13 protein-coding genes are annotated in these 16,394 nt (G+C 60.7%); 12 read left to right on the plus strand and 1 reads right to left on the minus strand.

The window, feature by feature from the left end; translation table 11 throughout:
* The first annotated feature begins 143 nt into the window (after positions 1 to 143).
* From G7047_RS08870 to G7047_RS08915, 10 genes are all read left to right on the plus strand, one after another.
* A complete protein-coding gene (locus G7047_RS08870; RefSeq protein WP_166303707.1) occupies positions 144 to 509 on the plus strand; it encodes a hypothetical protein in 366 nt (121 codons plus the stop codon).
* A gap of 54 nt (positions 510 to 563) precedes the next feature.
* Positions 564 to 1,100, plus strand: a complete 537-nt coding sequence (locus tag G7047_RS08875; RefSeq protein ID WP_166303710.1) for an RNA polymerase sigma factor — start codon at positions 564 to 566, stop codon at positions 1,098 to 1,100.
* 2 nt (positions 1,101 to 1,102) lie between these two features.
* Positions 1,103 to 1,942, plus strand: a complete 840-nt coding sequence (locus tag G7047_RS08880) for an anti-sigma factor (protein ID WP_166303713.1) — start codon at positions 1,103 to 1,105, stop codon at positions 1,940 to 1,942.
* A gap of 1,405 nt (positions 1,943 to 3,347) precedes the next feature.
* On the plus strand, positions 3,348 to 4,253 hold the full coding sequence (locus tag G7047_RS08885; RefSeq protein ID WP_166303716.1) for an MBL fold metallo-hydrolase: 906 nt from the start codon (positions 3,348 to 3,350) through the stop codon (positions 4,251 to 4,253).
* Between the two features lie 231 nt (positions 4,254 to 4,484).
* Positions 4,485 to 5,369 carry a tripartite tricarboxylate transporter substrate binding protein gene (locus G7047_RS08890; protein WP_166303719.1) on the plus strand — a complete coding sequence of 295 codons (885 nt, stop codon included), beginning with the start codon at positions 4,485 to 4,487 and terminating at the stop codon, positions 5,367 to 5,369.
* A gap of 52 nt (positions 5,370 to 5,421) precedes the next feature.
* The gene (locus G7047_RS08895; RefSeq protein WP_240939419.1) at positions 5,422 to 6,399 is read left to right on the plus strand and encodes a tripartite tricarboxylate transporter substrate binding protein; all 978 of its coding nucleotides are present in this window, start codon (positions 5,422 to 5,424) and stop codon (positions 6,397 to 6,399) included.
* A 77-nt stretch (positions 6,400 to 6,476) separates the two neighbouring features.
* On the plus strand, positions 6,477 to 8,582 hold the full coding sequence (locus G7047_RS08900; protein WP_166303722.1) for a 3-hydroxyacyl-CoA dehydrogenase NAD-binding domain-containing protein: 2,106 nt from the start codon (positions 6,477 to 6,479) through the stop codon (positions 8,580 to 8,582).
* Positions 8,583 to 8,663: 81 nt separating this feature from the next.
* Complete coding sequence (locus G7047_RS08905; protein ID WP_166303725.1) at positions 8,664 to 9,860, plus strand: acyl-CoA dehydrogenase family protein; 1,197 nt, start codon at positions 8,664 to 8,666, stop codon at positions 9,858 to 9,860.
* Between the two features lie 13 nt (positions 9,861 to 9,873).
* Positions 9,874 to 11,016 carry an acyl-CoA dehydrogenase family protein gene (locus tag G7047_RS08910; protein WP_166303728.1) on the plus strand — a complete coding sequence of 381 codons (1,143 nt, stop codon included), beginning with the start codon at positions 9,874 to 9,876 and terminating at the stop codon, positions 11,014 to 11,016.
* Positions 11,017 to 11,061: 45 nt separating this feature from the next.
* Positions 11,062 to 12,729 (plus strand): long-chain fatty acid--CoA ligase, encoded by a 1,668-nt coding sequence (locus G7047_RS08915; protein ID WP_166303731.1) that lies wholly within the window; start codon positions 11,062 to 11,064, stop codon positions 12,727 to 12,729.
* Between the two features lie 24 nt (positions 12,730 to 12,753).
* Here the strand turns inward: G7047_RS08915 and G7047_RS08920 are convergent, their stop codons facing one another.
* Positions 12,754 to 13,599 carry an IclR family transcriptional regulator gene (locus G7047_RS08920; RefSeq protein WP_166303734.1) on the minus strand — a complete coding sequence of 282 codons (846 nt, stop codon included), beginning with the start codon at positions 13,597 to 13,599 and terminating at the stop codon, positions 12,754 to 12,756.
* 344 nt (positions 13,600 to 13,943) lie between these two features.
* Between G7047_RS08920 and G7047_RS08925 the strand changes: the two genes are divergently transcribed.
* Both G7047_RS08925 and G7047_RS08930 read left to right on the plus strand, forming a co-directional pair.
* Positions 13,944 to 15,140, plus strand: coding sequence for an NADH:flavin oxidoreductase/NADH oxidase (locus tag G7047_RS08925; RefSeq protein WP_166303737.1), 1,197 nt, complete (start codon positions 13,944 to 13,946; stop codon positions 15,138 to 15,140).
* A gap of 36 nt (positions 15,141 to 15,176) precedes the next feature.
* Positions 15,177 to 16,391: a CaiB/BaiF CoA-transferase family protein gene (locus G7047_RS08930; protein WP_166303740.1), complete on the plus strand. Its 1,215-nt coding sequence runs from the start codon at positions 15,177 to 15,179 to the stop codon at positions 16,389 to 16,391.
* Positions 16,392 to 16,394: the final 3 nt, after the last annotated feature.

The raw sequence follows: 16,394 nt of genomic DNA on the forward strand, positions 1-16,394 counted from the left end.
TGCACACTCTTGGCGCTACGTCGTGCCCCCCAACCGGAGTCAACAGAAAGGCTCAACGCATATATTTTCACGAAACCTGGAATATATGCGCACCGGTTTCCGTCTATCCAAGTACCTATCCACCTGCCTTGAAAGACACACTCATGAAGTACCGCTACCTTCCCGTACTCGCCTTCTCGCTCATCACCGCCCTGGCGCAGGCTGAACCCGTCGCCAGGATGGAGAGTGGAGTGCTGGTCAATGCCAGTGGAATGACGCTTTATACGTTTGACAAAGACGTGGCGGGCAGTGGCAAGAGCGCGTGCAATGGTCCTTGCATTGCGTTGTGGCCCGCTGTATCGGCGGCTGGCGACGTCAAACCTGAAGGCGTTTTCAGTGTGATCACCCGCGATGACGGCAGCAAACAATGGGCCTACCAAGGCAAGCCCTTGTATACCTATTCCGTGGACAAGAAGGTGGGTGATCAGTTGGGCGACAATTTCAAGGAAGTGTGGCACGTGGTGAAGTAAGTGTTTCTCTTCGACGATGCACTCTCCGTTGATTTGAAATTGCTCTGAATTCGTATGCACGCACAGGACGAAGCTGACATCGTGGCCTGCATTCCGAGCCTGCGGCGGTACGCACGCGGGCTCGTGTCCGATCCAGATCGCGCCGATGATCTGGTGCAAGACACGCTTGAACGCGCTTGGTCACGCTTTTCGCTGTGGAAGAGGCGCAGCGAGGTGCGGGCGTGGATGTTTGGCATCATGCACAACCACTTTATTGATCGCGTTCGCGCCCAGCGCAGTCGGCCCGAAGACAGCGCTGGCGACGAGTTGCCCGAGCAGCCCCAGCGTCCGCGGCAGACCGATGGTCTGGAAGTGCGTGACCTCGATCGGCTGTTGCAGCGCTTGCCCCCCGAGCAGCGCGAAGTGTTGCTACTGGTCGGTGTTGAGGAACTCAGCTACCAGGAAGTAGCGGCGATCATCGACGTGCCGGTTGGTACGGTGATGTCGCGCCTATCCCGCGCCCGTGCTCGTTTGCGTGACGAGATGGCCGGACAGGGTCAGGCGCGTGACAAGGTCAGCGCAGTTGCCGACAAAATCCAACGCGTGAAGTGAATATGGACAAGCCACAGCTCCAAGCCCTTGATGATTCCCCGGTGCGCCCCATCACCGAAGCCGATCTGCACGCCTATGTCGATCAGCAACTAAGCAGCGCGAGGCGTTTGCAGGTTAAGCAATACCTCGCAGACCACCCGGAAGAACGGGGGCGGGTGCAAGACTGGCAGCAACAAAACGTGCAACTGCGTGCCATGTTGGCCCCGGTGCTCGAAGAACCCGTGCCCTTGGAGCTGCCACTGTATCCCGAGGTTCAACGTTTTCCCTGGCGCGCATGCGCTGCCAGTGTGGTGGTTGCCATCGTCAGCGCTACGTCTGCCTGGTCGATACGTGGTGCCGTTGATGCCGAAGCCATGCGGCTTGCTTTGGCACCGCCCTCACAAACAACCGCCGCCAACGGCGTCCGCTTGAGCGGGTTTGCACAACGCGCCGCGATTGCGCACGTGGTCTATAGCCCGGATATGCGGCGCCCGGTAGAAGTGGGGGCGGACCAGGAACAAGCACTGGTCACCTGGCTCACCAAACGCATGGGCACGCAGGTGCGGCCGCCGGCCTTGTCGGCCCTGGGCTATGAGCTGATAGGCGGGCGCCTGCTGCCTGGCGAACAAGGCCCGGTGGCGCAGTTCATGTACGGCGCTGGAAGTGGCCAGCGCCTCACGCTTTATGTGACGCGTGAGGTGCCGCAAAAGACCGATACGCAGTTCCAGTTTGGCAAGGACGGCCCGGTGAACGTGTTCTATTGGGTGGAAAATCAGCTGGGCTACGCCATTTCGGCAGGAGCAGACAAGGCCGAGCTGATGCGCGTAGCCCAAGAGGTGTACAGGCAACTGCAGCCGTCATGAAGTGACACGTCTTGTCAGCATGACTCTCTGGCCGCGCTGGATCTGTCACAACGCTTGAGCCTCACCCGGCCTTGTTATCTAAGCCCTGCAGCAGAAATTCGTTAACGGGTGGAATAGACCGCTCAGTCCAAACGTCTATCCACGAACACACCATGCTGTATTTCGCAAGATCGCCTCGATTTTTCGATCTTTGCTTTGCGGATTCACGGCTTCGTCTCGTTCGAAAATTCGGCTCTCAGAAGCTTGGTCCATTGGGGGGCGATTCAGCCAGCTCGGAGACGGAGTGGGCGGGCAAGCCGCGTTTGACGACATGCACGCGCTCTATCGGCCCAAGGTTCCAAAGCAGAAGCGGAATAGAGCTGTGCTGAAGAATCGATTCGACGGCCTCGCGTGGCGAGACATTCATTGACTTGATTTCGGAAGAATTCCTCGCTTTGTCAGTGATATTTATTTGCTCGCTATTGGGGGGGCGTGCATGCATGGAGCTTCCACACGCCTTGAACATCTCCAGCTGTACTGGCGAAGTCCGTGAGACTGTCACGCACCACCCCGAATACAGCATCCCAAGGCTGCTTTTTCACGGACTCAGTGCGAAGATGTTTCTGTGGCTTTTGGGGAGCAGCGGCAGAAGTGGGTACGGCAGCGTCCTTTCATTTGGTGGAGCAAATTCTCTCAAATGAGAGTTTTCAGCGGAGATGAAGGGTATGGCAACGCTATAGAACAAGACCAAGACGGGACTCGATCATGCCGTTGCGGTCAAACGAGGCACATCAGGGGGCTTGTCTGCATTGACCTCTTTGCCCATGTTGCGCTGACCGCATACCTCGTCAAATTGATGGCTGTCATGCTCGCTGGCTGTGCCTGCGGGACACCCCAGATAAGCCCGTGTTTGTGATACACGCTCACGCTGAGCTTGTAGCCAAAGTAGCTCAGGCCGTACCTCGGGGTGTGGTCGCCTCGTTGTCCTTTTGTTGGCGCTTGGTATCACTCCGGACGGGCTGTCAGCCTTTCTGGAGCTTGCGACGATCGTCCTTGCTGATGTGCTGAGGGCACCAATGTTGCATAGCTGGACTGTTCACCCGAGTGATGTTGCTGTGGCGATGCAGTTGCTCATCTACGCCTTGCCGCAATGCGGTCGCACCATCCGCACCGATGCGTTGGCCAAAGCTCCAGATGGGGTTGCGATCTGGCACGTTTATGGAGGGCGATCTCAAACTTGAAACGAGGGTTGACCCTTGTTAAAAGCACTTGTTGGGCTTCATAAATGCATGTACATTGGTATTAATGAATAATTAATTCGCATTGCAAATTAAACTCGGTTTTTTGAAAAAACGCCATTTGTGCGTTTACTCATTTCCGGTGTAACGATTGTGTTTCGGGAGCTATTGTGGAAAATTTCGATTGCATGCTGGGTGACATTCGCGTCACTCGTGTTGAGGAGGATGTGCGCCCTGGCGGCGAGGCGCATGAGTTCTTTGCTCCGTATTGCAGGGAGGAGCTTGAACCGTACTTGCATTGGTTGGCGCCCAAATATTTTTCTCTTGAACTCAACAAGCCGATCTCGAGCGTGCATACATGGGTGATCCGCACTCCAAGTCAGGTAATTCTTTTAGACACATGCACCGGCAACCACAAGGATCGACCGGGGTATCCGCGCTTTCACATGCTGAACACGCCTTATCTGGATAGGTTGCGCGTTGCTGGCGTCACGCCTGAGGAGGTGGACATCGTGTTCTGTTCGCATCTGCATGCGGACCACGTGGGATGGAACACGCAGCTGCTGGACGGCCGGTGGGTGCCCACGTTTCCGAACGCGAAGTACCTCATGTCACGCAAGGACTACGAGTACAGCGTGCAAATCGCGCATGACGAGACTGCAATGCAGTCCCGACGCAATACCTACTTCGACAGCGTGCTGCCCGTGGTCGAGGCAGGGCAGGCGATTTTCGTGGATGGACACGAAGAGCTGGATCACGGCCTGGTGCTCCGTCCAGCGCCAGGGCACACACCGGGTCAGACGCGCCTCGATCTCACATCGGGATCGCGCATGGCTTGCTTTTGTGGTGACGTGCTGCACAACCCACTGCAAGTGCCTCTTTGGCAATGGAGCACTTCGGCATGTGCTGACCCCGTGGAATCCGCCAGAAGCCGACGCGCGGTACTGGAGCACTGCGTGGAGACAGGGGCCATGCTGATGCCCGCGCACTTCGCTCACCCATACAGCGCGTACATCCAGGCTGCTGGCGATTCGTTCGGCATCTTGTGGCCCAACCGCCCGGGCGCGCTTCGCGGCGATTCAACGCCGGCGTGAAGGCAGTTCTTCAGGCTCCGCTGCCGCTTTCGCGGTGAAGACGGGCCTGCAGCAAGACTTCGCAAATCAAGGAGAAGCATTGTGCTGAACGTTCGCGAGACATCCTTGTCCAATTCGTCGATTCGCCCGGTGACGCGGCGTCGGTCTCTGCTTGCTCTGGCGGCAGTGGGGACCGCAGGTCTGTGGAGAAATGCCGCAGCCCAGCCCTCGTGGCCGCCTGCAGGACGTGTCGTGAAAATCGTCGTTCCGTTTCCAGCGGGCATGGGTTCCGACGAGCCTGCAAGATTGATTGCGAAACTTCTGGCGGACAGGGTTCCGGGAGCGAATGTAGTCGTCGTGAACAAGCCGGGCGCCAGCACCATCATCGGAGCGCAGGAAGTCACGGCCGCGGCGCCGGACGGACTGAGCTTGCTCTACACGACCGTTGCAACGCATACCCAGAACCCGTACCTGCATGCCAATCTGCCCTATGACGCGGACAAGGGCTTCACGCCGTTGGTGCAGACCATCAAGACTGGCACGATTCTGATTGCCTCCAGGCATGCGCCGTTCAAGACACTCAAGGAAATGATCGCGTATGGCAAGGCCAACCCGGGAAAGATTTCCATCGGTTCCTACGGCGCCGGCTCGACGGGGCACCTCAATGCCCTGCTGTTGATGGAGCAGAGCGGCGTGAAGATGGAACCGGTGCCCTACAAGGGCAGCGCCGAGAGCACGCGGGCGCTCATTGCTGGTGAGATACAGCTTTCGTTTGAAGGAAGCACCGGGGCGTTTCCGCTGGTGGAGCGCGGCATGGTGACCGCTTTGGGCGTCGCGTTTCCTGAACGCATCCAGGCATTGCCGAACGTCCCCACGATGACCGAGCAAGGCATTCGCGGCATCGACGTCGCCGGATGGCACGGCATCTTCGGGCCTGGAGGCATGGAGCCCTCGCTGGCCCAGTCCATCTCCGACATGCTTTCCGCCGTGGTCCGGTCACCGCCATTTCTGCAACTGGTCAGCAGAGTCGGCGGTACTCCTTCGGGCGTGGTCGGCGAAGACTTCAAACGCATCGTACAGGCGGACAGCCGCCATTGGGCAGCAGTCATCAAGAAGTCGAACATACGACTGGAATGACGAGCCCGCCCGGATATCCACAAGTGTGATTTCCAACCATAAGGAGCGAGACATGAAGAACCATTGGATAAAGAAGCCGCTGCGTGCCGCCATGGTGTGCGCCGCATTCGGCGTCGCAGCCATCGGCGCGATGGCGCAGTCGTTTCCGAACCGTCCCGTCACGATGATCGTCCCGTGGCCGCCAGGCGGAGGAAGCGACACGCAGCTGCGGGCACTGGCGCACGCGGCCAGCAAACACCTCGGTCAACCCATCGTCGTCGAGAACAAGGCGGGGGCGTCGGGAACGATGGGCGCGCTGGCGCTCACATCGGCCAAACCGGATGGCTACACGATCACGCAGATTCCCCTTGGCGTGATCCGTCGTCCTCTGATCCAGAAGGTGAACTACGACCCGAAGAAGGACTTCAGCTATGTGATCGGCGTGAGTGGCTACACCTTCGGGCTCGTCGTTCCCGCAAGCTCTCCATTCAAGACCTTCAATGACCTGATTGACTACGCGAAAGCCAATCCGGGCAAGCTGATGTATGGCTCGGCGGGGAACTACACCGGCCCGCATCTGACGATGGAAGAGATCCAGATGAACAACGGCGTCCAGTTCGAGCATGTTCCGTACAAGGGGACGACCGATCTGTTGCAGGCGCTGTTGGCGGGGCAGCTCATAGCCGGAGTCGAAGCCACGGGATGGGCGCCCTACGTTGACAACGGCAAGCTGCGATTGCTCGTGACCTGGGGCGAACAGCGCACCAAGCGTTGGCCCAATGTGCCCACGCTCAAGGAGCTGGGCTACGGCATTGTCTCGAACGCACCGTACGGACTCGCAGTCCCCAAAGGCACGGATCCCAAGGTGGTGAAGGTGCTGCATGACGCGTTCAAGAAGGGGATGGAAGACCCGGAAAACCTGAAGATGATGGAGATGTTCGATCAGGAGCTGATGTACATGAACACGGCGGACTACAGCCGATACGCGATGGAGGCTTATGACAAGGAAAAAGTCATGCTGGAGCGTCTTGGCACGCGACTCAAGGAGTGATGCATGACGCAGCACCGTGCGCCGCTTCAAGTTCAAAGGTCGTGAGTGAGTGAATGAAATCTTCCCCTAAAAACCCCATGCCAGATTCGGTCGACTATTCGGTGCGCGGCCCTGTGGCCGTGCTGACGATCCACAATCCACCCGTCAATGGTCTTGCTCTGCGGGTCCGGCAAGGCATCGCGGAGTCCCTGCGCGCGGCGCTGTCGGACGATGCGGTCAAGGCGGTGATCATCCGCGGAGCGGGGAAGGGCTTCTGCGGCGGAGCGGACATACGCGAGTTCGGCAGCGACACGGGGCGCGCGGAACCGCACCTGAGAACCCTCTGCACGCTGCTCGAAGCCGCGCACAAACCGGTCATCGCTGCCATGCACGGAGATGCGGTGGGCGGAGGTCTTGAGCTGGCCCTGGCATGTCACCACCGAGTTGCCGCGAAAGGCGCGCGATTGGGATTGCCCGAAGTGAAGCTCGGCTTGCTGCCGGGTGCCGGAGGCACGCAGCGACTCCCGCGATTGATCGGCGTCGAAGCGGCGCTGGCAATGATCGTGAGCGGTGATTCTGCCGACGCGCAGCGTGCGTTGCAGCTCGGTCTTGTGGATGAGATCGCGGACGATGAACTGCTGTCTTTCGCCATCGAATTCGCAACGGGAAAATGCAAGTCGTTGGCAGAACAGTCGGCAGCACTTCCCGTCGTTTCCAGCCGGCCGTTGCGCCCGGAGGATGGCGTGGAAAGCCTTCGCGCTGCAAGGCAGAAATTGGCGGTCTCCAGGCATGCTTCATCGGCTGCGCGCGCATGCATTGAATGCATCGAAGCAGCGACGCGCCTGCCGATGGAGGAGGGCCTACGGTTCGAGCGCGAGAAGTTCGATGAGCTGCTGGCGTCGAATGAGTCCAAGGCCATGCGCCATCTGTTCTTTGCGCAGCGAGCGGCATCGAAGGTGCCCGGCATCCCGACCGATACCGCAGTGGCAAGAATCGAAACGGTGGGCGTCGTCGGCGCGGGAACGATGGGCGGCGGCATCGCGATGTGTTTTGCGAACGCGGGCATTCCCGTCACCGTGCTGGACACGAGTCGCGATGCACTGGAGCGCGGGATCGATCGCATCCGCAGCAACTACGCGAACAGCGTCTCTCGCAACTCGCTGAGCGCGCAGGCGATGGCCGAGCGCATGGCGCTGATTTCGACGTCGGTGGACGACAGTGATCTGCGAGAGGTGGATCTGGTGGTCGAGGCGGTGTTCGAAGACATGGACGTGAAGAAGGACGTCTTTCGACGCCTCGCGAGTGTGTGCAAACCGGGAGCGATTCTCGCCACCAATACCTCGCGTCTCGACGTGGATGAGATCGCCGCAGTCACGGGCCGAGCCGGCGACGTCATCGGGCTGCACTTTTTCAGCCCGGCCAACGTGATGCGGTTGCTTGAAGTCGTGCGTGGCAAGGAAAGTTCATCGCGCGTCATCGCCGCATCCATGCAACTGGCCAGGCGCATAGGCAAGCTCGCCGTGCTGGTGGGGTGCTGCGATGGATTCGTGGGCAACCGGATGCTGGCGCATTACAGCCGCGAGGCCGATTTCCTTTTGGAGGAGGGCGCAAGCGTGCAGCAGATCGATCAGGCATTGCAAGGCTTCGGCATGGCGATGGGACGGTTTGCGATGGCCGACATGGCGGGCCTTGATATCGCATGGTCGATCCGCAAGCGGCTCGCGGCCCATCGGCCGGCCCATCTGCGCTATTCACGGGTGGCCGACCGCATCTGCGAAATGGGCCGCTTTGGTCAGAAGACCGGCGCAGGCTACTACCGCTACGAAGCGGGTGGACGGCAGCCCATGGCGGATGCTGGGATCGAGGCGCTGGTCGAGCAATGCGCACGCGATGCGGGCATCGCTCGCCGCGTGGTGCGCGACGAAGAGATCGTGGAACGCACGATGTACGCGCTGATCAACGAGGGTGCCCGCATTCTCGAAGAAGGCATTGTTTCCAGGGCTTCCGATATCGATCTCGTGTATGTGAACGGCTACGGCTTTCCGGCATGGCGGGGTGGTCCCATGTTTCTTGCCGACTCGCTGGGCCTGGACAAGGTGCATGCACGGATCTGCGAATTCCACGCGCAGCACGGTGAGCACTGGGCTCCTGCGCCACTGCTCAAGACGCTGGTCGTGCAAGGAAGGACCTTCGCCCAAGCGTAGTCGTAGTCGCCTGCGCTCCCGCGCTCGTGCGCATATGAAAACACCTGTGGGGCCGAGCTTCGGACTCCTTGAGGAAGCGATATGGATTTGAACTACACGGAAGAAGAGCACGCGTTCCGGTTGCAGGTGAGAGCCTTTCTGCAAGCGCAGTTGCCGCAAGACATCCGCAGACGGGTGACCGAGCACAAGCGCATGCGCAAGCAGGACCACACGCGCTGGCACAAGATTCTGGCGAGGCAGGGCTGGGTGGCTCCGGGCTGGCCCGTCGAACATGGCGGGACGGGCTGGTCGCCGGTGCAGACCCACATCTTCGAGGAGGAATGTGATCAGGCCGGCGCGCCGCGCGTGATCGCTCTGGGCGTGAAGATGATCGGCCCGGTGCTGATCGCGTTTGGAAACGAAGAGCAGAAGCGCCGACATCTCGCGAGGATCTACAGCGGCGACGAGTGGTGGTGCCAGGGCTATTCGGAACCGGGCGCGGGCTCCGATCTGGCCTCGCTGGCCACCCGTGCGGAGCTGGACGGCGACGCCTTCATCGTGAACGGGCAGAAGACATGGACCACGCTGGGCCACTATGCCGACATGATGTTCTGTCTCGTGCGCACCGACCCGCACGCGAAGAAGCAGGAGGGGATTTCGTTCCTGCTGATCGACATGAAATCGTCCGGCATCACCGTGCGTCCCATCGTCACCATCGAGGGTGAACATCACGTCAATGAAGTGTTCTTCGACAATGTGCGCGTGCCCGTCTCCAACCTGGTGGGTGAGTTGAACAAGGGGTGGACCTACGCCAAGCATCTGCTCGGGCATGAGCGCTTCAGCATCGCGCAGGTGGGCAAATCCAAGCGCGAGCTGGTCACGCTCAAGCGCATGGCGCGTGAGCAGATGAGCGATGGGAGACCGATGATCGAAGACCCGCTGTTCGCGGAAAAGATGGCGCGTGTGGAGATCGAACTGATGGCGTTGGAGTTCACCAATCTGCGCCTGATATCGGCGGCGCAAAGCGGGCAGAAGATGGGCGCCGAGCCGTCCATTCTCAAGATCAAGGGCTGCGAAGTGGTGCAGAGCATCACGGAGCTGATGGTCGAGGTCGCAGGGCCGCACGGGCTTGCATGGAATCCTCGATTCAGGGATCTGGATGGCACGCGCGAGGTGGCGGGGGCCGCATGGTCAGGCCCTCTGGCTTCGGAGTATCTCGATGCGCGAAAGATTTCCATCTTTGGCGGTACGGACGAGATTCAGAAAAACATTCTTGCCAAGCTGTCGCTGGGTTTGTAGGCGGAGACATATCGTGGATTTTTCATTCAGCAGTGACCAGCGGATGCTGGCGGATTCGGTCGAACGCTATGTCAGCGCCAGATATCTGCCTGATGTGCGGATCGTGCGCGGCGCCGATGGCGCGCAGCAGCGCGAGATGCACCGGCGTGCCTTTGCGGACATGGGACTTTTCGGATTGACCATTGGTGAAGACTGGGGCGGCTTCGGTGGCGGCGGAACGGAGACGGCCATCGTCATGGAGGCGTTCGGCAAAGGCTTGGTCACCGAGTCCTGGGTGGGGAGTGCGCTTGTTTGCGCATCGTTGCTTGCGCAGTCAGGTAACGAGGTCCTGAAGGCGGAACTGCTGCCGCAGATCGCCTCAGGCGAGTTGCAGGTCGCCCTCGCGCATGCCGAGCCACAGGCGAGACACGCGCTCAGCGACGTCGAGACCACGGCCACGGCGCAGGGTGAGCACTTCGTTCTCAACGGTCGCAAGTCGCTGGTGGTGCAGGGCGGCAATGCGAAACGGCTGCTGGTGTCCGCGCGCACGTCGGGATCCAGGCGCGACGAGGAGGGGATTTCGCTGTTCGTGCTGGACCCTGAAGCGGAAGGCGTTTCATGCGTCCGGTATGCCACCCTGGACGGATCGAGCGCCGCAGACTTCGAGTTCAAGAATGTGCATGTGCTGGCGGCGGCAATGCTGCATGAGCCAGGCGGTGCGTTGCCGATGCTGGAGCACAGCGTGGACGCGGGCGCTACGGCGCTGTGTGCCGAGGCGGTCGGGATCATGTCGGCGCTCCTGAGTGCGACGCTTGACTATGTGAAGACGCGCAAGCAGTTCGGCGTGAACCTCTCTAGTTTTCAGGCGCTGCAGCACCGTCTGGTGGATATGCACATGCATATCGAGCAGGCCCGCTCGCTCAGCTGGCTTGCGGCCTCTAAGGTCAATGCGCTCGATACCTCGGAACGCAAGCGCGCGGTGTCTGCCGCGAAGTGGCGGGTGGGAACAGCGGCACGTCTTGTCGGGAAGGAAGCCATCCAGATGCATGGTGGAATCGGGATGACCGATGAACTCATCGTGGGGCACTACGTCAAGCGTCTGATGGCCATCGAGCAGACGTTCGGAGACACCGGCTATCACCTCAAGCGTTTCATCCAAGTGGCCTACGTCCATTGATGCGCAGGCCATTCACAAAGCACAAGCAAAGAGGAGACATCACACATGTCGCAAACCCATTTTCAGCACTGGCCTCTGGGATTACCGCGCCATCTGTCGACGCCGCAGACCAGCCTCTACTACAACCTCGAAGTCAGCGCACGGCGATTCTCTGACCGCGATGCCATCGTCTTCTATGACTCGCGCATCAGCTACTCTGAACTGAAAAATCAGGTCGATGTTCTGGCGGGCTATCTGCAGCAGCGTTGCGGCGTCAAGCGTGGCGACAGGGTGCTGCTGTACATGCAGAACTCACCCCAGTTCATCATCGGCTATTACGCTATTTTGCGTGCGGATGCGGTCGTGATTCCCGTGAATGCGATGAACAAGGCGATCGAGTTGGCGCACTACGCCAAGGACACCGAAGCGACCACCATTCTTGGCGCACAGGATCTGTATGAGCAGGTGCGCGAGGTGCAAAGGTCTGGCGATACCGATCTGCGCCACGTCGTCGTCGCCACGTATTCGGACTACCTTACCAAGCCCACGGAACTGAGCGTTCCCGATTTCGTCAGCCAGCCGCCGATCGACTGCTCGCCAGCTACCGCATGGCGCGATGCGCTCGCCGCCGGGTTGGCGCCGGGGCCGCATCTTGCGCAGCCGGACGACCTGAGCGTCATGCCCTACACCTCGGGTACGACGGGTCATCCCAAGGGTTGCGTTCACACCCATCGCACAGCAATGCACACAACCGTGGGCTCCATGGTGTGGGGCTACGCGCAGACCGAGGTGATCCTCGCGGTGATGCCCATGTTTCATGTGACGGGCATGCAAAGCGGCATCAATGGACCAATCTACACGGCGAGCACCATCGTGGTGATGCCGCGCTGGGATCGCGATACCGCGTCCGCCCTGATCAGCCGCTACCAAGTGAGTCATTGGACCTGCACGCCGACGATGGTAGTGGACATGCTCTCCAACCCCGATCTGGGACGTTACGACTTCTCCAGTCTGCGCCTGATGCGTGGCGGTGGCGCGGCTATGCCCGAGGCGATTGCGCAGAAGCTCAAGGATCTGTGCAACATCGAGTTTGTGGAGGGCTACGGTTTGAGCGAGACGATGATGACCTCACACACCAATCCCGTCCAGCGGCCCAAGAAGCAGTGCCTTGGCATTCCCATCTTCGACACCGAGTCGCGCGTCATCGATCCTGCGACTCTAAAGGAACTTCCACCCGGTGAAGTGGGTGAGATCGTGACCAGCGGTCCGCAGATCTTTCTGGAGTATTGGCGCAATCCGGAGGCGACGAAACAGGCCTTTTTGCACATCGACGGCAAGCGGTTCTTCCGGACCGGCGACCTCGGTAGCACGGATGCCGACGGGTATTTCTTCATCACCGATCGCCTCAAGCGCATGATCAATGCGTCCGGGTTCAAGGTCTGGCCTGCGGAAGTGGAGGCGCTGCTCTACAGGCATCCGGACATCCTGGAGGCCTGCATCGTCAGTACGCCGGACACTTACCGTGGCGAGTCGGTCAAGGCCATCGTGGTGCTCAAGCAGGGATCGCGTGGCAAGGTGTCCGAGGACGACGTCATCCGGTGGGCCAAGGAGAATATGGCCGCCTACAAGTACCCGCGTGTTGTGGAGTTCGTGGACGCGTTGCCCAAGTCAGCCACCGGCAAGGTGCAATGGCGCGAACTGCAGGAGCAGGAACGCGCACGCAAGGCGGCTTGAGGACGAGGCGCCGTCCGCTGCGCTTCAGCGCTGCAGCGCCAGCAGACTCGTGAGCTGCTGCACGAGCTCCAGAAATCTCGGCGCGACCTGTTTTTGCAACTGTTTGGCGGACACGGTCGCGGCGGACGAGCCGCAATTGAGCACGTAGGGGATGTTGCCATCGGGCGCGATGATCGGCGCCGCGAGCGTGTTGTAGGCCGAGTGGAACACGCCTGCGCTCAGGATGTATCCCAGCTTTTCATATTGCTGGATGCTCTCCAGACATTCGGTGCGGTGCTGGATCCAGAAGGTCTCCTTCTGTTCATCGAGCTGCGCCAGCAACTGCAGGCGATCCTGCGAGCGCAGACCGGCCAGATGGGCCCATCCGAAGGACGATTCGGCCACGCTCAGCACCGAGCCCGCGCGCAGGCTCATGAGCAACTCGTTGTTGCTCTCCACCCGCTCGATCACCATCATGTTCAGGCCATGGCACACCGCCATGCTGCAGGCGCCGCGGAACTCGTTGGCCAGCTCCTGCATGTGCGGGCGGGCGAGCTCGACCAGGTTCATCCCGGCAATGGCGCTGTGCCCGAGGTGAAGCACAGAAAGCCCGGGGCGGAAACGTTCCCCGGCTGTTGGTACCAGCGTGCCGGTCTTGACCATGGTGTAGCAAAGACGCCAGACCGTGGGCTGGGGGAGTCCGGTGAGCCGCGCGATTTCGGAGCCCGACAGCTCGGGGCGCGCCGTTGTGAAGCAGCCCAGAACCTGCAGACCGCGCGCCAGTGCGGTCACGAATTGACGGTCTTTGGCCACGGTCTTTTTTGCCGGTACTTCGTTCGCGTCTGCTGCGGTCGATTTCTTGGTGGAACGCGGTGTGAGCTGTGTACTCATGCGGGTGCTCTTTCGCTTGTGTGTCTGGGCAATATCATGTAATCTATGCACTTGGCGATTAAGTTATTTGCATAGCGAATTATGTCACCTTTGGCAGATCCTGTTCACCCACGCGGAATATGCGTCGGACATCAGCGCATTCATGGCGTCGATGTGGGGTGCTGTCGCCGTCATCCGGGACGCGGGGTCGATGTGCACCAAGTGGTGCGCCTCGAATGTGCGGCGTCGATGGGACATGCTTTCGCTTCAGGATCAAGCCGGTCGGGCCGATCATATGTTCGGCGGTCGAGGATACACCGCGACGCCGCAGTCCAAGAAATTCACAGTAGCTGCCGAGGTGCGCCATGACGGAGTCCATATTGCTGTCTCCTTGGCGCCTGCGTGATCTGCAGTTGCGCAATCGCGTGGTGCTCTCGCCGATGCTGACCTATCAGGCGCGAGGCGGGGCGATCACGCCGTGGCATCTGGTCCATCTCGGACAGTTCGCGAGCGGTGGGGTAGGGCTGGTGTTCATGGAGTCCACCAAGGTCGATCCTCTCGGTTGCACCACATCGTCAGATCCGGGTCTCTGGTCGGATGAGTTCGTTCCCGCGCTGCGTCAGTTGACCGACTTCATTCATCAACAGGGTGCCGCTGCCGGCATACAGCTCGGGCATTCCGGCCGCAAGGCCCGCAACTCGTTGCCGTGGGAAGGGCGCAAACCGTTGATCGAGGTGCAGCGCGTGGACGGCAAAGGCGACTGGGAACTGATCGCTCCGAGCGCCCTGGCACATGGTGCAGGCGCTGGCGTTCCCCGGGCAATGACGCAGGCCGACATCGACGCGCAGATCGACCACTGGATCGCAGCCACGCGGCGTGCGGATGCAGCCGGGTTCGACGTGTTGGAAATCCATTGCGCGCATGGCTATCTGCTGCACCAGTTCCTCTCGGCGGCGGCGAACCGGCGCAGCGATCGCTACGGTGGATCACTCGAGAATCGCATGCGCTTTCCCCTGGATGTGGTGCGCGCTGTCAGAGCCGCCTGGCCGCAAGGCAAACCGCTGTTCGTCCGGGTATCGGCGGTGGATGAAAGCGGCGGCTCTCTGCAGGAAACGATTACCTTCGCGCAGCAGCTCAAGCGGGCTGGAGTGGACGTGATCGACTGTAGCGCCGGTGGCATGGCGGGCCCTGTGGGCGAGCATTCCGTGCGGCCTGCCTTCGGATATCAGGTGCCATATGCGACTGCCGTGCGGGCACGGGCCAGCATCGCCACCATGGCCGTAGGTCTGATCGTGCATGCGCAGCAGGCCGAGGCCGTGCTCGCTTCGGGCGCGGCCGATTTGGTGGCCATTGGGCGCGAGTTGCTGCACAACCCGCACTGGGTATTGGATGCCGCCGTGAAGCTGGGATGCGACAGGCCTTATGCGTCCTCACCGCCCAGTTACGCCTACTGGCTGGACAAACGCGCGCAGATCGGCGTCGACCGGGAGACGTCCACCTGGGGATTGGCCCCCGCAGAAGCCTTGGACAGCAAACGCTTTTTTTTGCCTGAATACTTGTGAATAAATAACTCGCATAGCAAATAAATAGGAGATGAGATGCAAGCACATGGACCATTGAAGGGAATCAAAGTCGTCGAGATAGGTGTGGCGATGGCCGGCCCGTTCTGCGCGATGCTGCTGGGTGACTATGGCGCCGACGTCATCAAGATCGAAAAGGTCGAGGGCGGTGACGACAGCCGCACATGGCCGCCATATTTTCACGGAAAGCTCAGCTACTACTACGCCAGCACCAACCGCAACAAGCGCTGTATCGCGCTCGATCTGAAGCAGCCCGAGGCCGTGGAGATCGCACGCGAGCTGATCCGCGACGCCGACGTGCTGGTGCAGAACTACCGTCCGGGCGCGCTCGACCGCATGGGGTTGGACTGGGAGTCGCTCTCCAAACTCAATCCAAGGCTGGTGTACTGCGCCATCTCCGGCTTCGGGCGCAAGGGAGACATGGCGCTCGATCCGGCCAACGATCTGTTCATGCAGGCGTTCTCGGGCGGCATGAGCGTCACCGGATTTCCGGGGCAGTCGCCGGTGAAGATGGGCATCTCGGTGGCCGATATCGGGGCCGGCATGTTCGCGGCGCTGGGCGTGATGATGGCGCTGCGCGAACGTGACCGCACGGAACGGGGGCAACGCGTGGACACCTCGTTGCTCGAAGGGCAAGTAGCCATGCTGGCCCACTTCTTCACACGTTATTTCGCGAGCGGCATCGTTCCCGGCCCGATGGGCGGCGGGGCCTTGAACAACCCCACGTACCAGTCCTATCAGGCGGCCGATGGCTGGATCGTCATCGCCGCTTTCAACGACCGCATGTGGCGCGGACTGGCGCAGGCCGTGGGCGCGCCCGAATGGCTTGAGGTTCCCGAGTATGCGACGCAGGACAAGCGCGAGGTCAAGCGTGAGGAAATCATCCGCCTGTTGGCCGAACGTATTGCAAAGAAGAACCAGGCGCACTGGCTGGAAGTGCTCTCGCAGGCCGGCGTGCCGTGTTCGCCAGTGCACCGACTCGACCAGGTGGCCGCGCACCCGCAGGTACATGCGGCGGAAATGATCCAGACGCTGATGGCCGATCAGCTCGGCGAGATTCGCATGGCCGGACTGCCCATCAAGCTGGAGCAGGCGCCCGGCAGCGTGCGCATGCCGCCGCCACGTCTGGGCCAGCACACCGAGGAGATCTTGAAGCAGGCAGGCCGCACGCAGGCAGACATCGACGCCCTGAGCGCGAGCCGCGCCGTGAAGCTGGATACGGGTTGGAACTGACGG

It is taken from the genome of Diaphorobacter sp. HDW4A (assembly GCF_011305995.1).
Lineage (GTDB): Bacteria > Pseudomonadota > Gammaproteobacteria > Burkholderiales > Burkholderiaceae_C > Diaphorobacter_A.

Excerpts from the sequence above, each read along its gene's own strand:
- G7047_RS08870 (WP_166303707.1), top strand. The coding sequence starts at position 144 with ATGAAGTACCGCTACCTTCCCGTACTCGCCTTCTCGCTCATCACCGCC.
- G7047_RS08875 (WP_166303710.1), top strand. The coding sequence starts at position 564 with ATGCACGCACAGGACGAAGCTGACATCGTGGCCTGCATTCCGAGCCTG.
- G7047_RS08880 (WP_166303713.1), top strand. The coding sequence starts at position 1,103 with ATGGACAAGCCACAGCTCCAAGCCCTTGATGATTCCCCGGTGCGCCCC.
- G7047_RS08885 (WP_166303716.1), top strand. The coding sequence starts at position 3,348 with ATGCTGGGTGACATTCGCGTCACTCGTGTTGAGGAGGATGTGCGCCCT.
- G7047_RS08895 (WP_240939419.1), top strand. The coding sequence starts at position 5,422 with ATGAAGAACCATTGGATAAAGAAGCCGCTGCGTGCCGCCATGGTGTGC.
- G7047_RS08900 (WP_166303722.1), top strand. The coding sequence starts at position 6,477 with ATGCCAGATTCGGTCGACTATTCGGTGCGCGGCCCTGTGGCCGTGCTG.
- G7047_RS08905 (WP_166303725.1), top strand. The coding sequence starts at position 8,664 with ATGGATTTGAACTACACGGAAGAAGAGCACGCGTTCCGGTTGCAGGTG.
- G7047_RS08915 (WP_166303731.1), top strand. The coding sequence starts at position 11,062 with ATGTCGCAAACCCATTTTCAGCACTGGCCTCTGGGATTACCGCGCCAT.
- G7047_RS08920 (WP_166303734.1), bottom strand. The coding sequence starts at position 13,599 with ATGAGTACACAGCTCACACCGCGTTCCACCAAGAAATCGACCGCAGCA.
- G7047_RS08925 (WP_166303737.1), top strand. The coding sequence starts at position 13,944 with ATGACGGAGTCCATATTGCTGTCTCCTTGGCGCCTGCGTGATCTGCAG.
- G7047_RS08930 (WP_166303740.1), top strand. The coding sequence starts at position 15,177 with ATGCAAGCACATGGACCATTGAAGGGAATCAAAGTCGTCGAGATAGGT.